The sequence below is a fragment of the uncultured Aquimarina sp. genome (assembly GCF_947492115.1).
Taxonomy (GTDB): Bacteria; Bacteroidota; Bacteroidia; order Flavobacteriales; family Flavobacteriaceae; genus Aquimarina.
In genome coordinates, this window is the sequence record NZ_CANLMM010000007.1 from 182,073 (window position 1) to 201,065 (window position 18,993).

Annotated in this window: 16 protein-coding genes; 4 read left to right on the forward strand and 12 right to left on the reverse strand. The window is 33.0% G+C overall.

The genetic code is table 11. The features are described from left to right. Nucleotides 1-18: 18 nt before the first annotated feature. Together Q1A73_RS19760 and Q1A73_RS19765 are read right to left on the reverse strand one after the other, a co-directional pair. Nucleotides 19-1,518, reverse strand: coding sequence for a GH3 auxin-responsive promoter family protein (locus Q1A73_RS19760; protein ID WP_299609145.1), 1,500 nt, complete (start codon nt 1,516-1,518; stop codon nt 19-21). 9 nt (nt 1,519-1,527) lie between these two features. Beyond that, nucleotides 1,528-2,397 (reverse strand): M23 family metallopeptidase, encoded by an 870-nt coding sequence (locus tag Q1A73_RS19765; protein WP_299609148.1) that lies wholly within the window; start codon nt 2,395-2,397, stop codon nt 1,528-1,530. 211 nt (nt 2,398-2,608) lie between these two features. Between Q1A73_RS19765 and Q1A73_RS19770 the strand changes: the two genes are divergently transcribed. Both Q1A73_RS19770 and Q1A73_RS19775 read left to right on the forward strand, forming a co-directional pair. Then, the gene (locus tag Q1A73_RS19770; RefSeq protein ID WP_299609150.1) at nt 2,609-2,800 is read left to right on the forward strand and encodes a twin-arginine translocase TatA/TatE family subunit; all 192 of its coding nucleotides are present in this window, start codon (nt 2,609-2,611) and stop codon (nt 2,798-2,800) included. 497 nt (nt 2,801-3,297) lie between these two features. Next, nucleotides 3,298-3,639, forward strand: a complete 342-nt coding sequence (locus Q1A73_RS19775) for a hypothetical protein (protein ID WP_299609153.1) — start codon at nt 3,298-3,300, stop codon at nt 3,637-3,639. Between the two features lie 76 nt (nt 3,640-3,715). Here Q1A73_RS19775 and Q1A73_RS19780 read toward each other — a convergent pair whose 3' ends face one another. The 9 genes from Q1A73_RS19780 to Q1A73_RS19820 all read right to left on the reverse strand — a co-directional run bounded on the left by Q1A73_RS19780 (nt 3,716) and on the right by Q1A73_RS19820 (nt 15,864). Beyond that, a complete protein-coding gene (locus Q1A73_RS19780) occupies nt 3,716-5,842 on the reverse strand; it encodes a Tex family protein (protein ID WP_299609156.1) in 2,127 nt (708 codons plus the stop codon). A gap of 45 nt (nt 5,843-5,887) precedes the next feature. Further along, the gene (locus tag Q1A73_RS19785) at nt 5,888-6,052 is read right to left on the reverse strand and encodes a DUF4837 family protein (protein ID WP_366141479.1); all 165 of its coding nucleotides are present in this window, start codon (nt 6,050-6,052) and stop codon (nt 5,888-5,890) included. 45 nt (nt 6,053-6,097) lie between these two features. Then, the gene (locus Q1A73_RS19790) at nt 6,098-7,708 is read right to left on the reverse strand and encodes a M23 family metallopeptidase (RefSeq protein ID WP_299609159.1); all 1,611 of its coding nucleotides are present in this window, start codon (nt 7,706-7,708) and stop codon (nt 6,098-6,100) included. Nucleotides 7,709-7,764: 56 nt separating this feature from the next. Then, nucleotides 7,765-8,166, reverse strand: coding sequence for a hypothetical protein (locus Q1A73_RS19795; RefSeq protein WP_299609162.1), 402 nt, complete (start codon nt 8,164-8,166; stop codon nt 7,765-7,767). Between the two features lie 65 nt (nt 8,167-8,231). Then, the gene (locus Q1A73_RS19800; protein WP_299609165.1) at nt 8,232-9,038 is read right to left on the reverse strand and encodes a PoNe immunity protein domain-containing protein; all 807 of its coding nucleotides are present in this window, start codon (nt 9,036-9,038) and stop codon (nt 8,232-8,234) included. 10 nt (nt 9,039-9,048) lie between these two features. Continuing rightward, nucleotides 9,049-11,265: a hypothetical protein gene (locus Q1A73_RS19805; protein WP_299609168.1), complete on the reverse strand. Its 2,217-nt coding sequence runs from the start codon at nt 11,263-11,265 to the stop codon at nt 9,049-9,051. 285 nt (nt 11,266-11,550) lie between these two features. Then, on the reverse strand, nt 11,551-12,534 hold the full coding sequence (locus Q1A73_RS19810; protein WP_299609170.1) for a DUF4837 family protein: 984 nt from the start codon (nt 12,532-12,534) through the stop codon (nt 11,551-11,553). 297 nt (nt 12,535-12,831) lie between these two features. Then, complete coding sequence (locus Q1A73_RS19815) at nt 12,832-14,457, reverse strand: LysM peptidoglycan-binding domain-containing protein (RefSeq protein WP_299609172.1); 1,626 nt, start codon at nt 14,455-14,457, stop codon at nt 12,832-12,834. Between the two features lie 219 nt (nt 14,458-14,676). Next, nucleotides 14,677-15,864 (reverse strand): phosphoglycerate kinase, encoded by a 1,188-nt coding sequence (locus Q1A73_RS19820; protein ID WP_299609174.1) that lies wholly within the window; start codon nt 15,862-15,864, stop codon nt 14,677-14,679. A gap of 339 nt (nt 15,865-16,203) precedes the next feature. Between Q1A73_RS19820 and Q1A73_RS19825 the strand changes: the two genes are divergently transcribed. After that, nucleotides 16,204-17,358 (forward strand): DNA polymerase III subunit delta', encoded by a 1,155-nt coding sequence (locus tag Q1A73_RS19825; protein WP_299609176.1) that lies wholly within the window; start codon nt 16,204-16,206, stop codon nt 17,356-17,358. 79 nt (nt 17,359-17,437) lie between these two features. Further along, a complete protein-coding gene (locus Q1A73_RS19830) occupies nt 17,438-17,836 on the forward strand; it encodes a DoxX family protein (RefSeq protein WP_299609179.1) in 399 nt (132 codons plus the stop codon). 179 nt (nt 17,837-18,015) lie between these two features. Here Q1A73_RS19830 and Q1A73_RS19835 read toward each other — a convergent pair whose 3' ends face one another. Then, complete coding sequence (locus tag Q1A73_RS19835; protein ID WP_299609182.1) at nt 18,016-18,993, reverse strand: type IX secretion system membrane protein PorP/SprF; 978 nt, start codon at nt 18,991-18,993, stop codon at nt 18,016-18,018.

Genomic DNA, 18,993 nt, shown 5'->3' on the forward strand with positions numbered 1-18,993 from the left:
TCCTAACAAATATATAATTTATTTACCTATACCCGTCATCAAGGAATCCGCAATCTTTCTATCGTTAGAAAGTCTAGGTAACTTGTTCTGACCACCAAGTTTTCCAATAGATTTCATATACTCATTAAAACCACCTTTTGGTACGGATCGAACTTTTAATGTTCTCAGTACATTTCCAGTAATTAAATCATCATAATAGGTATTTTGTTTTCGTAAAGCATTGTCTATTTGGATTTCTAGCCCTGCTATGTCTTTTGGACTTTCCTGAAATTCTATAAACCATTCATGATAAGGTAATTCGGAATCCTTTGGATTAATCTGAGGCGCTACCGTAAACTCTTTAATTACAGCACCAGTAGCTTCAGTGGCTTCTTTCATCGCTTGCTCTACTTCTTTTCCGATCACGTGTTCTCCAAAAGCCGAAATAAAATGTTTAATTCTACCAGACACGATAACTCTGTACGGTGAGGTACTGGTAAACATTACTGTATCGCCGATATTATAAGCCCATAAACCTGCATTAGAAGAAATAAGCATCACATAATTTACATCTTTCTCTACATCTGCTATGGTAATTCTTTTTGGATTATCTTCAAAAAACTCATCTGCCTTTACAAACTCATAAAACATTCCTGAATCTAATTGAAGTAACATTCCCTTCTCGTCTTGAACATCCTGAAAAGCAAAAAAACCTTCTGAGGCAGGATATAACTCGATACTTGCCACTTTTCTTCCTATTAATTTTTCAAAAGTAGCTTTATAGGGCTCAAAATTAACTCCTCCATAAATAAACAATTCGAAGTTTTTAAACAGCTCTCCTATTGATTTCCCTGTTTTCTTTTGCAACTTTTCGAAATACATCTGCACCCAAGGTGGAATTCCGCTAATGATTGTCATATTCTCATTAGCTGTCTCTTCTACGATAGCATCAACTTTTGATTCCCAATCATCAATGCAATTTGTTTCCCAACTTGGAAGTCTATTTTTCTGAAGATATTTTGGCACATAATGAGCTACTATCCCTGATAGGCGTCCTAAATTAATTCCGTTTTTCTCTACCAATTCTGGACTTCCTTGAAGAAATATCATTTTTCCATCTACAAAAGAAGCTTTTCCACTTTCTGCGATATAACATAAAATGGCATTCCGTGCAGCCTTAATATGCGTTGGCATGGAATCAGAAGTCAATGGAATATATTTTACTCCACTAGTAGTACCCGAAGTTTTTGCAAAATAAATAGGTTTTCCTGGCCATAAGATATCATCTTCACCGGCTACAACTCTATCCACATACGGACGTAACTGTTCATAATCTCTGATTGGAACTTCTTTTACGAAGTCATCATGTGTATGAATTTTAGTAAAGTTATGATCTATACCAAAAGCTGTATTACTTGCTGATTTTAATAACTCTTCGAACACTCTTTTTTGAGTTTCTACTGGATTATTAGCCCATTTATCTATCTTTTTACGAATACGTTTTGCAAAAATCTTTGCCCCAAATGATTTAATAGACATTGTATGTTTTTATTCAAAATCAATAAATTTCGACGGATCTGTAGGATATCCATCTCTCCATAATTCGAAATGCAGGTGAGGACCTGTAGTAAGTTCTCCTGTTGACCCCGCTGTTGCGATTACCTCTCCAGCTTTTACTAATTCACCTTGTTGTTTCGTTAATGACGCATTATGTTTATAAACGGTAAGTAAACCATTTCCATGTTCTAAAATAATAACGTGTCCCGTTTCAGAAGTCCATTCGGCAAAAATAACAGTTCCGGCAGCAGCAGCTTTGATCGGGGTATCTTTTGGCACAGCTACATCAATTGCATAATGTCTTTCGTTTACATTATAACCAGATGTCACACTACCTTTTACTGGAGGAAATAGTGAAAAATCAGTACTAGATTTTTCACTTTCAAAAAGACTATATTTATCTTCTCTAGAAACTTCTTCTCGTAATTGCATATCCTGTTCAGAAGGATCTAAATCTACCTCATCAGGATTTAGTTTTTGTGATTGTACTGCAGAATCAATATCAAATTCAACTGTTTTTACATCTCCTGTTAGTACCTTTTTAATCGAATTATAGTATTCTTGATTTACCGCTAGTACAGTTTCTAAGGAATCTGCTGTAGATACTAATCTGGTGGCTTTTTGATTAAGAGAAGTGGAAGAATATCCTGGTATATATTCTCTTAACGGTGTAAATGCAATCAAAATAGTCGTGCATGAAATTAAAATAATCGATGTTATACTCGTCAATACAAAAACATTTAACCTGGTAAGTTTAAAAGATATTCGTTCTTCAAAAGTATCCTCATTAAGAATTACTAATCTATATTTGTTTAGTAACTTCTTAGTAATTCTCTTTTGTTCTTTTTTCTTTTTAGCCATAGATTAGTCTGCTATCTCCGCAGTTCCATTAGTTACGCAAATATACATATTCTCTTAACGGATAAAAATGCTAAAGTTTATATTAAAACGTTATCTAGAAGCGAATAGTACTGATATAAGCTGTGAATATTATCTTAAAACTATCTTTTCGTGCTTTAAAAAGGTCATTTTTAGGTAAATCTTGTTAACTTTGTAATCTAAATTAAAGAACATGGTGTCATTAAGTATATTTTTAGGAATGTTAGGTCCTTGGCAAATTGCGCTAATTGTTGCTGCAGTTTTACTTTTATTTGGAGGAAAGAAGATTCCAGAATTGATGAGAGGTCTGGGAAGCGGTATTAAAGAATTTAAAGATGCTTCTAAAGAAGATGAAGATCCTAACAAGATTGAAGAAAAGAAATAAATAGTTCTACAACTATCTATTATATAAATGCCCAGCTTTTTAGCTGGGCATTTTTTTGTAGTATATATATTGTGGGCTATTCTAATCGAGCTGCCCAAATCGGTTCTTATTCATTTATCACATCTACCATTTGATCTGAGTTTTGTAATCCTTTACCTCTTAGTTTAGGATCAATCTACAATTTAGAAATTAACGTAGCAACAAATATTTTAAGTAATCCAAAAATTACAGTTCTTAATTTTTTGTACAAAAACGGTATGTCTATGATAATCTACTTTTTAGCGAAATAAAAGTACCGATTTATTGGATAATTGTTCTTTAATAATCAGAAAATTAGGGCAAAAAGCATTTTGTTTTTACGGTAAAACCATAAAATTTGTGTATTTCATCGAGTTTAAAAACCACTTTATCTAAAAGTTTCTCATATGTTTTGTGACACTGTTTTTTCGTCTTAACTTTGAGTATATCAAACAAGTAACTTCATAAAGCCCCAAACTATGAAAACTATATTTTTTACAATCGCAATTTTATTTTCTTTCGCTACTGTTTCTGCACAAGAGACTGCTCAAATAGAAACTACTAATACTGCTTTAACAGTAAAATCTTCTAAAACAGATTTTTACAAAGCATTAATTAAAGCGAATAACTTTGACATTACTATAAAAGAAGATAAAAAAGAAGTTACTAATACTACTAAGACAGAATTTTATAACCTTTTATTAGAAAAAAACGGTTTTAATACTGATACTAAAAAGACAACAAGATTAACTAACGTAATCAACAAAGAACAAAACACAAGAAGCACTGTTACTAACGCAACTGTGGGCTTGTTACCATAATAAAGATATATAAAAAATATAGTTGATACTCCTTTTTAACGAAAGGAGTTTTTTTTTGCCTTACTTCTAGCTCCATTTAATCTACCAGTGACAATTGAATTCTCTTTCTATTTAAATCCACATCCAATACAGTGACCATTAATTGCTGATTTAACTGTACTACGGCATTTACATCACTTATATATTCATTGGCCAATTTAGAAATATGAATTAAGCCACTTTCCTTGATTCCAATATCTACAAAACATCCAAAATTAGTAATGTTATTAACTATTCCAGGTACTTTCATTCCAGTTTTGAGATCATTAATTGTTTTTACATTAGGATCAAACTCAAAAATTGTTGCCTTTTTTCGAGGATCTACTCCAGGTTTCTCTAATTCCTTAATAATATCGGTTAATGTTGGAAGACCCACATCTTCTGATGTATAATTGTTTAATTGAATTTTGGCAATTGCTGTTTTATTACCAATCAATTCTTTTAGCGGTATTCCAACATCTTTGGCCATTTTGGAAACCAACTTGTATCGCTCTGGATGCACAGCGGAATTATCTAATGGGTGACTCGGTTCTGTTATTCTTAAAAAAGCTGCCGCTTGTTCATATGCCTTTCCTCCTAGTCTAGGAACTTTTTTTAATTCTTCCCTAGATTGTAATGCTCCATTTTCTGATCGGTAGCTCACGATATTCTCAGCAAGTTTCTCTCCTATTCCAGATACGTAACTTAATAAGGGTGCGCTAGCAGTATTTACATTGATCCCGACACTGTTTACACAACTCATAACTACAGTATCCAATTCATTTTTGAGTTTTGTTTGATCTACATCGTGCTGATATTGCCCAACTCCTATCGCCTTCGGATCAATCTTTACCAATTCTGCTAGCGGATCAGCTAACCGTCTTCCAATAGATACAGCTCCTCTAACAGTAACATCGTAATTAGGAAACTCTGCTCTAGCAATTTTAGATGCTGAATATACTGAAGCTCCACTCTCATTTACCATAAATACCTGAATTTGGCTTTCGAAAGGTATTTTCTTAATAAACGCCTCTGTTTCTCTTGCTGCAGTACCATTTCCGATAGCAATTGCTTCAACCTTATAAGCGTTTACCAATGATTTTATCTTCTTTATTGCATTGGTAGTTTCTCGTTGCGGAGGATGTGGATATATGTTCTCATTGTGTAATAAATCGCCCTGCTGATCCAAGCAAACCACCTTACATCCTGATTTAAATCCAGGATCTAACGCTAATATTCTTTTCTGTCCTAATGGAGAAGCTAATAATAATTGCTTTAGGTTTTGAGCAAACACTTTAATCGCATTATCGTCTGCTTTTTCCTTAGACTGATTCAATACTTCTGTAGAAATCGCAGGAGCTAATAATCGTTTGTAAGCATCCGCAATTGCCAAAAACATTTGGTCTGTGCATGCTTCTACATTAGATTTTATCATAACATCATCGATAATATCCAAGGCATCATTCTCGGGAACAGTAATTTTAACTCTTACTATTTTTTCATTTTCGGCTCTTAATATTGCCAGTAATCTATGCGAAGGACATTTATGAAGCGGTTCTTCCCAATCAAAATACTGTTGATACTTTTGAGCTTCTTCATCTTCTTTTTTTGATTTAATTACTGTAGATGCAATAGCGGCTTTGCGTTGAAATAGTCTTCTTAATCTATTTCTTACTTTTTCATCCTCATTAACCCACTCTGCTATAATATCTCTAGCGCCTTGTAAGGCTAATTCTTCATTTACAATTCTATCATTAAGATATTGTGAAGCAACATAGAGAATTTCTTCTTCTCGTTGTTGCATGATCACTTTTGCTAAAGGTTCTAGCCCTTGTTCTTTAGCAACGGAAGCTTTTGTCTTTCTCTTTTTCTTATAAGGAAGGTATAAATCTTCTACCTCAGAAAGCGTTTGGGCAACTTCTATCCGTTTTTGTAATTCTACAGTAAGTGCATCTTGTTCTTTTATAGATGCTAAAACACTTTCTTTTCTTTTTTGAAGCGCTTCAAATGCTGTTTTATACTTAACAATTTCTCCAATCGCTACCTCATCGAGATTTCCTGTCGCCTCTTTACGATATCTGGAAATAAAAGGAATTGTAGCTCCATCATTTAATAATTCGATGGTTTTAGAAATTTGCTTTTCAGAAACAGGTATCTGCTTAGAGATATAAGAAACAATATTCATGGATTACATTTTGAACCGCTAAATATATTATAAAATTACCTATTTCTACTCAAATTTTATGCTCTTAATAATAGCTTCTAGCTCGAACATATAGTCTCTTTTTCTTACCGATGGTGCTAATACAAACCCTTCGATCACCAATTGTCTATTATTAGCGATATCATCTATTACATAATTTACAAATGGACCTGCCATATATCGATCTTTTATTTTCTAACAAAGCCATTATCTAAGGAATTTAGATTTCCAAAAAGATTAATATGAATCGCTATTTAAACTTTGAAGATAATCCCCTAATGCGCTAAAATCAAAAACTCCATTAGATCTAATTTCTGGAAGTATAATTTGAGAAATTATTCCTTTCTCATCTATAAAAATAACTACAGGTGCGGTTCGTAAGCCGAGTATATCCTCATAATAAGAATCAGAAACATTTATATTAGTAAAATCTTTTAAATATTTTTTAATAATCTTTTTGTAATTCTTTCTTTCTCCTTTATACAACGTATAAAGATCAAGCTTACCCTTATACTTTTTTCCTATTTCTACGATTTCATCTTTATAGTTCTCTAAGGTTTTATTACCCCACCATATATAAATAAGGCTTTGTTTTTTGTTCGTATTTAATGGATATTTTGATTTATGTTTTTTGGAGGTATACCTATCGAAATTAGGAAGTGTCTTATTTACATAATCAAAAATATGTTGCTTTTTAAGAGACTGTACGATTTTAATTTCTGGAACATCAAAATCCAAAATATCACTGTATTTATCATCCCAATAAATGTCTACGAAATTAATAAGAGAATCATTTTGTACTATTTTTTTATTTGTTATAAAATCGACATAATTTATAGGTTTATTTTCAGTACTATTCTTGATTTTTTGCCAATTCATTTCTTGTAGTAAACTACGAAAAGTATACGTACTGTCTTTATATACAAAATACTCTTTAAGATATTTCTTTACTTTTTCTAATTGTTTCTTTGATTTCTTTTGGTTTTGAGTTCTCCTGTATTGATCGTTTAATGTTTTTCCAAGTGATTTTTCACCTACTATATTCTGTGTTAAAAATGCCGTTTTTATGGTTTCGTCTGGTTCTCCCAATCTATTAAATGCTACTTCAAAATGTAGGTGTGGTCCTGAAGAGTATCCCGTATTACCACTATAACCAATATGCTGACCCGCTTTTACAATATCTCCCTTTTTTACAATACTCCCATCTTTTTTAATATGCAAATACTTACCAAAGGTGCCATCATTATGATAAATAAAAATATAATTATTGTATTTGACACATTCTACCATATAACAATTTTTTGAAAATCGCTCTTCTACCGCTGCCACAATACCTCCTCTTGCAGCCAATATTCCAGAATTTACTGGCATAGCAAAATCGATAGCGTTACTATTTTCATGAGTCGTTTTTCCATGATATCCCTGCGTGTATCTGACCTCACCTTTATTTTCAAAAGGAAGATGATATAAGACATTAAAGTCGTGTTGCTTCGCATAATGATTACCTAACTGATAACTGTATCTATACTTTATGGATGATTTTCTACTATTGTCAATAGTCATAAGAGTAGTTATTAAATATCTCGGACTATTTGCTGGAATCACGTATACAACATCCAAACCTCTGGTGCTTTCTACATTAATAAATTGTGTGTATTGAATCTTTACAGATACAGGAATCACCTCTTTATTGGCAGCATATAAATGGATGCCATTTGCATGATTCTCTGATGTAATAGAAAAGTTTATTTTATCAAAAGAAAATGTAACAAATGGTATTAAAAGAAATAGCGCTACATTAATAAATAGTATTTTTTTATTAATGCTAATTATGAAACTATTTTTCATGGTTTACTTTGTGAGTTAGCATTCTTATGTTTAAACACATAGAGATAAAGGAGTCATTAACTTTCTTTACTATTTTGATATCTAAAAAAAGCTTTAAAACTTTTTGCAAAACCAAAATAATAAATAGCCATTGCGTACACCAAAGCTATTATACCAAATACTATTTTATCTATTAGAGGGATTAATATCATTTGTGAACTGCTAAGAGCAACAAGTATACCTAAAATCGTTAAAGAAAATAGAATAATTGCAGTTATTTTTGCCCAATTTTTTCCTTTATAGATCATAGCTAAAAGAAAAGCAGTTGCTACAAATCGAATCAATTGTTTTATAAATCTAGTAGACTCGAAACCTAACATCCCAAACGAATAAAGGTATACCGAAATTACAGAAACAATTAGTATTAGTAATGAGATCAATATAGTTCTATTTTTACCAATGTTGATTAGTGTATTCATTGTATGTTTTTTGAACCAACCTCAATGCAGAGGTTGGTTTTATATTTATAATTTGTTTAGAGAATTTAAAAGCCTAGCTTACCTAATATACTCTTTTTCTTAGGCGGTTCTGGAGATTGATGAACTAAATCTTTGGGATAATATTGGTTATCGATAAAACTACTATCATCTAAGCCCATAATCTTTACCACTGCTGCTGCCTCAAAACTCCAATAGCCGCAATAAATATTAGCTTTACTTTTATGACTATTGTAAAGATTCATATGCTTATGATAGAAATCTTTTTCTAGAAATTGTTGCACCAGTTTTGAAGCCTCTGCTTTATCACTTTGCTCTGTAGCTTTGCGCAACTTATCATACACTTTTAAAATCACAGAATGTTCCTTATCATATTCTTCGGGTCCATTTTGCTTTCTATCAGGAAACCGAGCTTTAATGATAAACTCATACAAATTATCACTAATGTTATCTCTATCGATAATATCCACTAATATTTGAAAATCAGAATCAGACACTTCTAAAAGATATGCTAATGATAATAGATGTAAAAATCGCTCATATGGACTTACCATATATTGATCCCAAAGTTTCCCTTTATCATCATTGATTTTTGTACACATTGGTGACCATGAATTAAGGATTTGGTTAAGTGGATATTTGAAATCATTTTTTAATTCTTCTAAAGAACTATCTGAAGAATACTTAATAATTATTGATTCTACTAAAAATCCTAAGTTTCTATATTTTGTCCAATCTATCTTACTTTCATGTACCTTCCCTAATGATAAACCTTCACTATTTAGTTGAATTAACTGTTTTTTGGTAGTTAAAAGTTCTTTAAAATATTCTTTACTTTTTAACTTATCTCTCATTTTTTACATATTATGGTGTCCATACACTACCTATATTACCTGCCGAATCTACTAATTTGTAGAGTTTATTTCCATTAGGTCCGTGTGTAGCTAAAACTCTTGTATAATTTGATGATAATATTTGTTGAGCTAATACAGGATTATTACCAAGAGCTTCTGATAATCTATCCCCTCCTTGAATCCACGCATCACTCATTTGTTTTGGAAGACCTGTTGCTGGATTAGCTCCGTTCAACGACGGCGTTGTAGTAGACGAAAACTTACTTTCAATGATAAAATACTTACCGTCTTTTTCCATAACTGCATCAATACCGTTATGTCCTGCAGCATCAATATTATCGATTCTGGTATGCAAAGGAATGTATCCTTCTTCTGCCAGATCTAGATCCGTTTTCATTTCACCAAAATTACCTTTACGCTTATTGCTTTGGCTACCAATGTTGTCCTTCCATTGATTGATTACATTTTTTTGTCGATCGTTTACAGCATCCGCTACATTTCCAAGAACTCTGGCTACATTTTCCTTACCTCTGGCAATAACATTTCCCAATTTATCTTTGAGTAATGTAACACCTCTTTGGGTTACGAGATCAAATTTATCCCGTAGTTTATTAGCAATAGACGCAATATGATCAGTATTCTTAGCGATAACTCGTATGGCTTTTGCACCACCTGCTAGCACCACTACCTTACCCACAAACTTAGTTCCTGTTGCTGCCCAACCTGCAAACGGAACTGCTCCTGCAAAACTTAATGCTGCATTGATCTGATCGCCTTCGAGCAGATAGATGCCACCATTGACCAAATCAGCTACTTCGCCAACAACGGGAATTAACCCTCCAACATCTAATACCAAATGTACGGGATCACGTAATAATTGCCAAAGTGCAGTGGCATAAATTTTAGCATCTGACCATTCATCATTTCTATGTTGCCATTTGACAACAGCGATCTGAGCAGTTAATCTAGCTGCAAAAGCAGGATTATGAGTGTCTACGGCAAAATATGGATTTAGTGTATTATAATACGATTGATCATAAGGACCATCGAGTCTACCGTTTAATAGCATTTTCGTAGTGATAAGCGATGCACGAAGTGTATGCTCACTTATCTCATTGGATAAAGTGATATCAGCAATATCTAAGGCTAACTCTTTTTGAGCACTTGCAATTTGTGGATTATCAGTTCCTAGTTCAACAATCTTCTTAGATAAGGTTATGCTTTCATTAGAATTTTGATAATTGTGTAGAATATTAACAATTTTAGAAGTAACACTAAAATTATGAATATTCTGTATCCACTTACCTTCTGTAGTGTAATGCGGATATCCGAGCATATTTTGTAGTCTGTTTAAAGTTCCTTCGAAAATAAAACTCGAATAATCACCTAAGCAATCAATACAAGGTTCATCGGCATTGGTATTATCTCCAGTATTGCTTCCACCTCCTGATTGTCCATCATTACCGTTATCATTATTATTTCCATTATCATTATCAAAAGGGTTTCCACCCCAATCGTCATCATTATTACTATCATCAGAACCCCAATCATCTTCATTGTTGCTGTCATCATTGTTGCCTCCACCTGCTGTATCCTCACATTTAACATTAATTTCTACGGGCCAACCCGTTGCTTGGCTTATTATGATTTCTTTACACCAAGGACCATCTTCGTTTTTTGCTTGTAACTGATTTAATAACAGTTTGCCATCTAAAGGAATTTCTCGGACAGATAGTTTATTTTCAATACCATAAAAAACCTCTCCCACTATTACCTTTTCTAACTCTTCTTGATTAAAATCATAGCATATTAAAAAAGCTTTATAACTCCAATCGCGTTGTAAGCTAATTAACAAGTTTTCTGTTTTTGCTTCAGCATATTTTCGAAATACGGGAAAGGTATAGGAATGGTACTCTCCTCTACTCATATACGTTCCTTTGGTAAGGTCAACGCCGAAATCCTGGTCAGCATCATAATATACACCTGCATCTGTACCTGATTTTTGATTACTTTCTTGTATATCGAATAAAGTCTGTAGTTTTTTATTAGTTTTTATCCGATCAAAAGCTATCTTTTCTTTATGAAATCCATTTGCAGTATCAGGTTTTTGGATTGTACTTTGATCTTTTATGATTTCATCGATCGTTGGTTTTTCGCAGGAAGTAAAAAAGGTGGTAAGAATAAGCCCTAGCAATAAAATTGCTCGAATTCTAAAAAATTGTTTCATGTTTTCTGGTTTTAATCGTGTTTTTTAAGTTTTAATTATAAAGGAAACTTCATCGATCACTATTTCTATTGCGCAACAGTTTTTGACAATATGATCAAATAGATCTCCTTACTTGATTTGTGATTGGTGGCAAAAATAAAGTGTAGTAAAATCGTCACCTTACGGAAAAACGTAGTTTTCCCTCAATGTTTTGTTAATTTTTAAAAACAGGAAATAGGGATATAAAAAAAGCCTCCATTGATCATGAAGGCTTCATTTTATAATAAATAGTAGATTTAATAATTTCTACTCAAACTTTATGCTCTTAATAATTGCTTCTAGCTCGAACATATAGTCTCTTTTTCTTACCGATGGTGCTAACACAAATCCTTCTATTACCAACTGTCTGCTATTAGCGTTATCATCTATAACATAATTCACGAACGGACCAGCCATATATCGATCTTTTATTTCCCAAGTACCTTTGGTTTCAAATGTAAATTTATCATCTAACTTGGTTTCATATAAATACGGAGCATATGCTTTTTCTGTAATGAACTTACCTGAATTTGTGGGTATCTTTAACATACCTACAGAGTCTCTTACTTTAATAATTTTGGCAATAGTGTTAGAATCTTTTGGTATACTTCCCATTGGTAATTCATAGATCATTAAATTCATATCCCCATTGGTTACATCTTTTCGTAACCAAAAGAACTTATCCTCTTCTTTAGCAATTCTATAGGCAGAAGGCATCTTTAGAGTAATTCCCATTTTTTCTTTTAACTGAGGAATATATTCTAAGGATTTTTTAATTCGATATTGCTTCTCTTTAGTCTCTACTTCTTTATAATTAGCAATGATATCTGCTGATCGTTCCTGAATTAGTTTAACAATCTCTTCATCACTTGTTCCCGTAATCACATATCCTAATTGAGGTGTGGCATATTTGTTATTAGCACGATATACTTTAGATTCATCTCCTTGCTGAACTTTTAAGAACAATCTATATCTTCTGGATAATCCTGTAAAAGCATCCGATGGAATTTGCTTCATAGAAAATAGCGGTTCCTCTTGAGGTAGACCAGGCACTTCTGCTCCGAAATACTTGCGTATGGAATCGCCTAAGCTACCCGTCCATACATCATTGTCAACGACTACAGCTAGCTCATTAATTTTACCAATGGATTGCGCCAGTGAACCGTTAATCTCTTCTGAAGAATCCTTTTTAGTTTCTTTACAGCCAAACAGACATACAGCTGAAAATATGATAAGTGCAAGTTTTTTCATCTACTTAAAATTTTTTATTTTAAAATGAATGCAATAAAAAATTTCCGCTTAGATCAACCGCTATGCTTTTCTCGCGAGAATTTTTAATCGAACTTATTGTGCTCGTGAATCTTCGATTTCGCTAAAAAATTTAATTATTCGGTAGTAAGCAAAAAATTAATTTTGTTTATGCTCATTTCATAATACAAATATACTTGGGATAAGGTAATATTAAAAAAATACTATCTAGATAACCAAAATAGTTCTGGTTATAACATCATAAACCATTCCAATGTATTGTGAAAGGTCAAATAAAATTTAAGATTTAGAAAGCTTCAGCTTCATTCCTGGTTTTATACCAGTTCCACTGATGTTATTCCAGCTTCTGAGGTTTTCTACAGAAATTCCTTTGAATTTCTGAGAAATGCTCCATAAGGTATCTCCTGATTTTACGGTATATGTTTCTGAGCTACCAGTATTAACTGTAGCAACAGCTTTTTTAGAAGTGCTTTTTTTAGGTCTATCTATTACTGGTCTTCTTGGATAAATCGTGAGTCGTTGTCCAATTCTAAGATTGTTGCTTCTTAATCCATTCCAACGTTTGATCTGACTTACTCGTACACCGTATCTACGAGCAATTCTTCCTAGATAATCACCACTACGTACTCTGTATCGGATACGATCATTAGCCTCAAAAAATTTAGGCAGAGGCTTTTCTCTTTTATTAAATTCTTCTTGTGCTAACGCATAGATTTGGTTTTCATTAGCAACAAATTTACCCACTTGGTCCAGTGGTAACCTTAACACATAATTCTCATCTTTTATGTGTGGGATGATATCTAATTTATAAGAAGGGTTTAGAAACTGTAACTCTTCGATATTAATATCCATGACTTCAGATACCTGGTCTAAGGTAATCATTTGCTTTACCTTTATGGTATCTGTTTCAAAATATGCAAACTCTGGTCTTTTAGGTTTAAATCCATGTTCTTCGGCATATTCAAAAATGTACATAGTAGCTAAAAACGCTGGTAGATATCCTGCAGTTTCTCTTGGTAAATTATGACGAATATTCCAGTAATTGGTGTATCCTCCACTTCTTCTAATCGCTTTGGTTACGTTCCCTGGTCCTGAGTTGTAAGAAGCCAACGCAAGATCCCAATCTCCAAAGACACGATATAAACTCGCTAAATATTTACAAGCGGCTTGTGTAGCCATAATAGGATCCATACGCTCATCTACATATGAGCTTACTTCCAGTCCAAACATTTTTCCCGTTCCGAACATAAACTGCCATAATCCTGTAGCACCTACTCTAGATTTTGCTCTAGGTTTTAATGCAGACTCAACAATGGCTAAATATTTTATTTCTAAAGGAATATTCTGATTGTCTAATTCTTGTTCGAATAAAGGGAAATAAAACTCACTTAATGCCATAAGCCTTTCCAAATGCTCATGTCTATTCTTTAGATATCTTTTTATCACGCTCTCTAATGAAGGATTATATTCTACATTAAAGGGAGTTCGTGCATTTAATTCGGCTAACCTAGCTTTTAGTGTATCTGTTGGAAGATCAACATACTCCACTGGTTCATATGTTAACTCAGTTACCGATTTATAAATGCTATCAAATAAACTAGAATTGTATAATTCCTGTTTCCAAATGGAATCTAATTTGGCTAATTGAGGATGATCTTCGATTGTATATTGTACACTATCTTTTACGTTTGTTTTAGTAAAAGTGGTAGTTTTCAACTCACCAACGGAGGTGGTCGTTTGTATTGTATCGAATACCTGAACTGTGTTTTTTTTAACTGTTAGTTCTTTGTTAAGTTTTAATGTTCTGGAAGCTTTTGAATTGGAAGTTGAAGCAGGAATAGTATCCTGACCAAAAGAAACCAAACAAGAAAGAAAACTAAGGTATAACCAACAATTTTTTGTCATTTCGAATATTGTTTACGAGTACTCCAACTAACGTATATTTTGGAGCGATTTATATAATGTTTGTACAAGTTATTAACAACACTGCTGCGAAAATCGTGTTTTTTTTCTAAAATCCAAAAAATCAACAAGTTAAAAACACAAAAAAATCAGTCGAAGTGACTGATTTTTAATAAGTTTTGTATTAATTAAGATTTTTCTTACAAGGTTTTGACCCCTTTGTTAATTTCCAATGGCGGCGATACCAGGAAGTGTTTTTCCTTCTAAGCTTTCTAACATAGCTCCACCGCCCGTTGAGACATAACTAACTTTGTCTCCAAAACCAAATTGCTTAACCGCAGCTACAGAATCTCCACCTCCTACTAGAGAGAAAGCTCCATTTTGAGTTGCCTCCGCAATAGAATGCCCCAGAGCAATGGTTCCATTCGCGAAGTTTTCCATTTCAAAAACACCTAACGGACCATTCCAAAGTATCGTTTTAGAATCTAATATTACCTGATGAAAATTCTTCAATGTTTCTGGTCCTGCATCTAATCCTTGCCATCCATCTGGAATAGCATCAACGTTCATAGCTTTAGTGTTAGCACCATTATCAAATGCATCTGCACCAATAACATCTACAGGTAGGTGTATTTGAACTCCTTTTTCTTCTGCTTGCTTAAGAATATTTAAAGCCAATTCTTGTTTATCGTCTTCACAAATAGAATCTCCAATTTGTCCTCCTTGAGCTTTGATAAAGGTATAGGTCATACCACCACCAATAATTAGGTTGTCCACCTTGTCTAAGATGTTTTCTATGATCGTAATCTTTGACGAAACTTTAGATCCACCAAGAACAGCTGTTATCGGTTTTTCTCCACTTTTCAGTACTTTATCAATACTATCTATCTCTTTAGCTAATAAGTTTCCAAAACATTTATTTGCTGGGAAAAACTGAGCAACAATTGTTGTAGACGCATGTGCTCTATGAGCAGTTCCAAAAGCATCATTTACGTATATATCTCCCAATTTTGAAAGTTCTTCTGCAAAACCAGCATCACCAGTAGTTTCTTCTTTGTGGAATCGAAGATTTTCTAATAGCAAAACTTCACCTGGATTTAATTGTGCAACAGCCTCTTCTGCTTCTTGTCCAACGCAATTAGCCGCAAATTTTACTTGTACACCTATAACGTCTGCCACCTCATCCACAATATGACGTAACGAAAACTCTTCTTGTACGCCTTTTGGACGACCTAAATGAGACATTAATACAGCACTACCACCATCTTCCAAAACCTTAATAATAGTTGGTTTGGCAGCTTGTATTCTAGTATTATCAGTTACTTTATAATTTTCATCTAGGGGAACATTAAAATCTACTCGAATTAATGCTTTTTTATTTTCGAAATTGAAATCATTTATTGTTTTCACACGTTTAAATTTTAGTAATTGTTTTAATTTAATTATAAAATTGAGAACGTGTGTAACCACTTCGTTCTCTCATTAAAAAATTTAACTATTTTCTTTTAAAAATCAATTTTGAAATTTCTTAACCTTCGTTTCACCGAATTGGATTGATTTTTCGCAAACGAAAATAATTTTATTTCCTCAAAAACATTAAAAACTATGGTAAAAAATGACACTATTTTTCCTCAAACTTCCACTTTTATCGATTTTTAGCAAAAAGAAGGTTTTCAATGAAAAAATCACATTTCATTTATATCCTTCATCATCCATACAAATTGAACATTATTAATTTATATTTGCCTCATGCTTTTTTCAGAAATATTAGGGCTTACACATATCAAAAGTTATCTTACTACCAGTGTAGAAAGAGGTCGTATTCCTCATGCACAACTTTTTGTAGGATCTAGTGGAAGTGGAACTTTACCCATGGCGATTGCCTATGCCCAATATATCTTGTGTCAAAATATAGAAGGTGAAAATACTGGAGGCAATCAAGCCTGCAATGTAAAATTTAATCACTTAGCACATCCAGACTTACATTTTGCCTATCCTGTAGCTACTAATGATAAAGTTAAAAAGCATCCTACAGCAAATCATTTTGCAGAAGAGTGGAGAACCTTTGTTAAAGAAACACCCTACGGAAGTATTTTTGATTGGTACCTTTTACTTGGAATCGAAAAAAAGCAGGGTCAAATAGGTGTGGATGAAGCACTGGAAGTAGTTAAAAAACTTTCTTTAAAGAGTTATGAAGGTGGTTATAAGGTTATGCTCATATGGATGGCGGATAAAATGAATATTGCTGCTTCTAACAAACTACTGAAATTAATAGAAGAACCCCCCGAAAAAACTGTTTTTATTCTTATTACAGAAAAAGAAGAACAAATTATACAGACTATTAGATCCAGATGTCAGGTATTACATTTCCCTCCATTGGGAGAACAAGTCATACAAGATGCGCTAAAAACCTCGGAAAATATTTCCGATACTGAAGCATTAAAAATAGCGCATCAGGCAAATGGTGACTACAACAAAGCATTGCACCTTTTGCATCAAGATGGTGGTGATGAACAGTTTGAAGACTGGTTTATACAATGGGTACGAACAGCTTTTAGAGCCAAAGGAAATAAATCTGCTGTCAATGATTTAATAAGATGGAGTGAGTCTATTGCTGGTGCTGGGCGAGAAACACAAAAGAAGTTTTTAAACTACTGCCTTGATTTTTTTAGACAGGCGTTGTTACTAAATTATGGTGCTGAGGATCTTGTGTTTTTAGAACCTAAAACCAATGGTTTTAAACTTCAAAATTTTGCTCCCTTTATTCATGGTGCTAATATTATGGATATCAGTAAAGAACTTCAGAATGCTATTTATCACATAGAAAGAAATGGAAATGCTAAAATCATTTTAACAGACCTGTCCATTAAACTTACAAGGTTACTACATAAAAAGCCTGCATAAGGTTCTTACTAATATTTTTTATTGTAATCGTTTATTACGATTTTAGATTTCTTTTACTCATCAAAAACAAATTCGGCTTATGGATAATTTTATGACTCACATTGTCTCCATCACTATTTTATTATTCCTTTTAATCACCTTTTTGCAATCTGGTATTGATAAATTAGTTGACTGGAAAGGAAACCTTAGTTGGTTAAAAGAGCATTTCTCGGCTACTTTCTTAGCGAATCTTGTGCCGTTACTTTTAGGAACTGTTCTGCTTATCGAAGTGGTTACCGCTGTATTTTGTGTTTTAGGTATCTATCAATTGATTTCTAATAATCAAACAGGGTTTACTATCACTGCAATGTTTTTAGCTTGTATAACACTATTAATGCTTCTTTTTGGTCAAAGAGTGGCAAAAGATTACCAAGGTGCACTAACCATCACTTGTTATTTTATAGTAGCTGTATTTGGACTGTACGTTGTGCATTCTTAATAAAAGGACGCTTTACTTAAAACCCCTTTTATTTCTAAATAAAACCTATTCAAAATAAAACGAAAACATATAATGCAAAAAAGGTTAAGAGTAACTCTATTGAGCTGTTCTTAACCTTATAAAATTTTATGTCTAAATAATACTAGTTTACAACATAGCATTATATAACAATTCGTTCACTAGTATGTACAACCACACTTACTTTGTCTACATCCAAAATCAATACCTAAAGTTATCATATGTGATCCTGCCGCATTACTTGCGTCAAAAACTTCATTAACATTTACCTGATAACCATAAGCTACATAAAAATTAGATTTTTTGATACCAATCATTGGTGATACTGATAATGGTTTGAAATCTTGATCTACTAATGATCGTAAGCTAACTCCTGCCCAATAGTAATCACCTCTATGTAATTTTCTAACCTTTAAGTTCAAATCCGCAGTACTTCTACCGTCACCTGCAAAACTCTGATATAGTATTGTAGGTTCTACTTCAATATCACTAAATCGATCGTAAAAAGTATATCCAGAATACACATAATAATTTTGAATACTTGAGGGTTCTGTGGGGTTAAAATCATCTATTTGCTTCTGCAATAAGTTTACTGCATTTGCACTTAGAAAAAATCTACCTAATCTATACAAAACACCTATATCGAAATTAGAGTTGTTTACCGTTATATTTGGTAATACCTCACTTGGTGGCATGTTTGGGTCACCATCATTAAACTGAGATGTATCAATTCCAAATTGCGTAAACTTATAACTAATACCAAAAGATAAATACTGATTGGTATACTCGTTTAACGTTAAATGGTGTGCAAATGATAACTGAACACCCTTCTGAGAGGTAGCACCATTCTTATCATTAAATAAAATAGCACCTACCCCAGATCGATCCGATATACGTCCATCTATTGATAAAGATTGTGTTCCCGGAGCATCTGCAATATCCACCCATTGTTCAAATCCGGATGCTCTTACCTGCCAACAATCACCAATACCAGCGTAAGCACTCGATATTAAATAAGGGTTATCAGCTATATATTGATTCTGAACAGGTGCAAAAAACTCCTGACCGTAGTTCTTATTTGCAATTATAACTACCATCAGAACGATAGCTATCTTTATATGTCTTGTGTACGTTCTCAT

Coding starts and splice junctions, on each gene's coding strand:
- Q1A73_RS19790 (WP_299609159.1), bottom strand. CDS start 7,708: ATGAAAAATAGTTTCATAATTAGCATTAATAAAAAAATACTATTTATT.
- Q1A73_RS19775 (WP_299609153.1), top strand. CDS start 3,298: ATGAAAACTATATTTTTTACAATCGCAATTTTATTTTCTTTCGCTACT.
- Q1A73_RS19780 (WP_299609156.1), bottom strand. CDS start 5,842: ATGAATATTGTTTCTTATATCTCTAAGCAGATACCTGTTTCTGAAAAG.
- Q1A73_RS19805 (WP_299609168.1), bottom strand. CDS start 11,265: ATGAAACAATTTTTTAGAATTCGAGCAATTTTATTGCTAGGGCTTATT.
- Q1A73_RS19815 (WP_299609172.1), bottom strand. CDS start 14,457: ATGACAAAAAATTGTTGGTTATACCTTAGTTTTCTTTCTTGTTTGGTT.
- Q1A73_RS19770 (WP_299609150.1), top strand. CDS start 2,609: ATGGTGTCATTAAGTATATTTTTAGGAATGTTAGGTCCTTGGCAAATT.
- Q1A73_RS19800 (WP_299609165.1), bottom strand. CDS start 9,038: ATGAGAGATAAGTTAAAAAGTAAAGAATATTTTAAAGAACTTTTAACT.
- Q1A73_RS19825 (WP_299609176.1), top strand. CDS start 16,204: ATGCTTTTTTCAGAAATATTAGGGCTTACACATATCAAAAGTTATCTT.
- Q1A73_RS19830 (WP_299609179.1), top strand. CDS start 17,438: ATGGATAATTTTATGACTCACATTGTCTCCATCACTATTTTATTATTC.
- Q1A73_RS19760 (WP_299609145.1), bottom strand. CDS start 1,518: ATGTCTATTAAATCATTTGGGGCAAAGATTTTTGCAAAACGTATTCGT.
- Q1A73_RS19795 (WP_299609162.1), bottom strand. CDS start 8,166: ATGAATACACTAATCAACATTGGTAAAAATAGAACTATATTGATCTCA.
- Q1A73_RS19810 (WP_299609170.1), bottom strand. CDS start 12,534: ATGAAAAAACTTGCACTTATCATATTTTCAGCTGTATGTCTGTTTGGC.
- Q1A73_RS19765 (WP_299609148.1), bottom strand. CDS start 2,397: ATGGCTAAAAAGAAAAAAGAACAAAAGAGAATTACTAAGAAGTTACTA.
- Q1A73_RS19835 (WP_299609182.1), bottom strand. CDS start 18,993: ATGAGAACGTACACAAGACATATAAAGATAGCTATCGTTCTGATGGTA.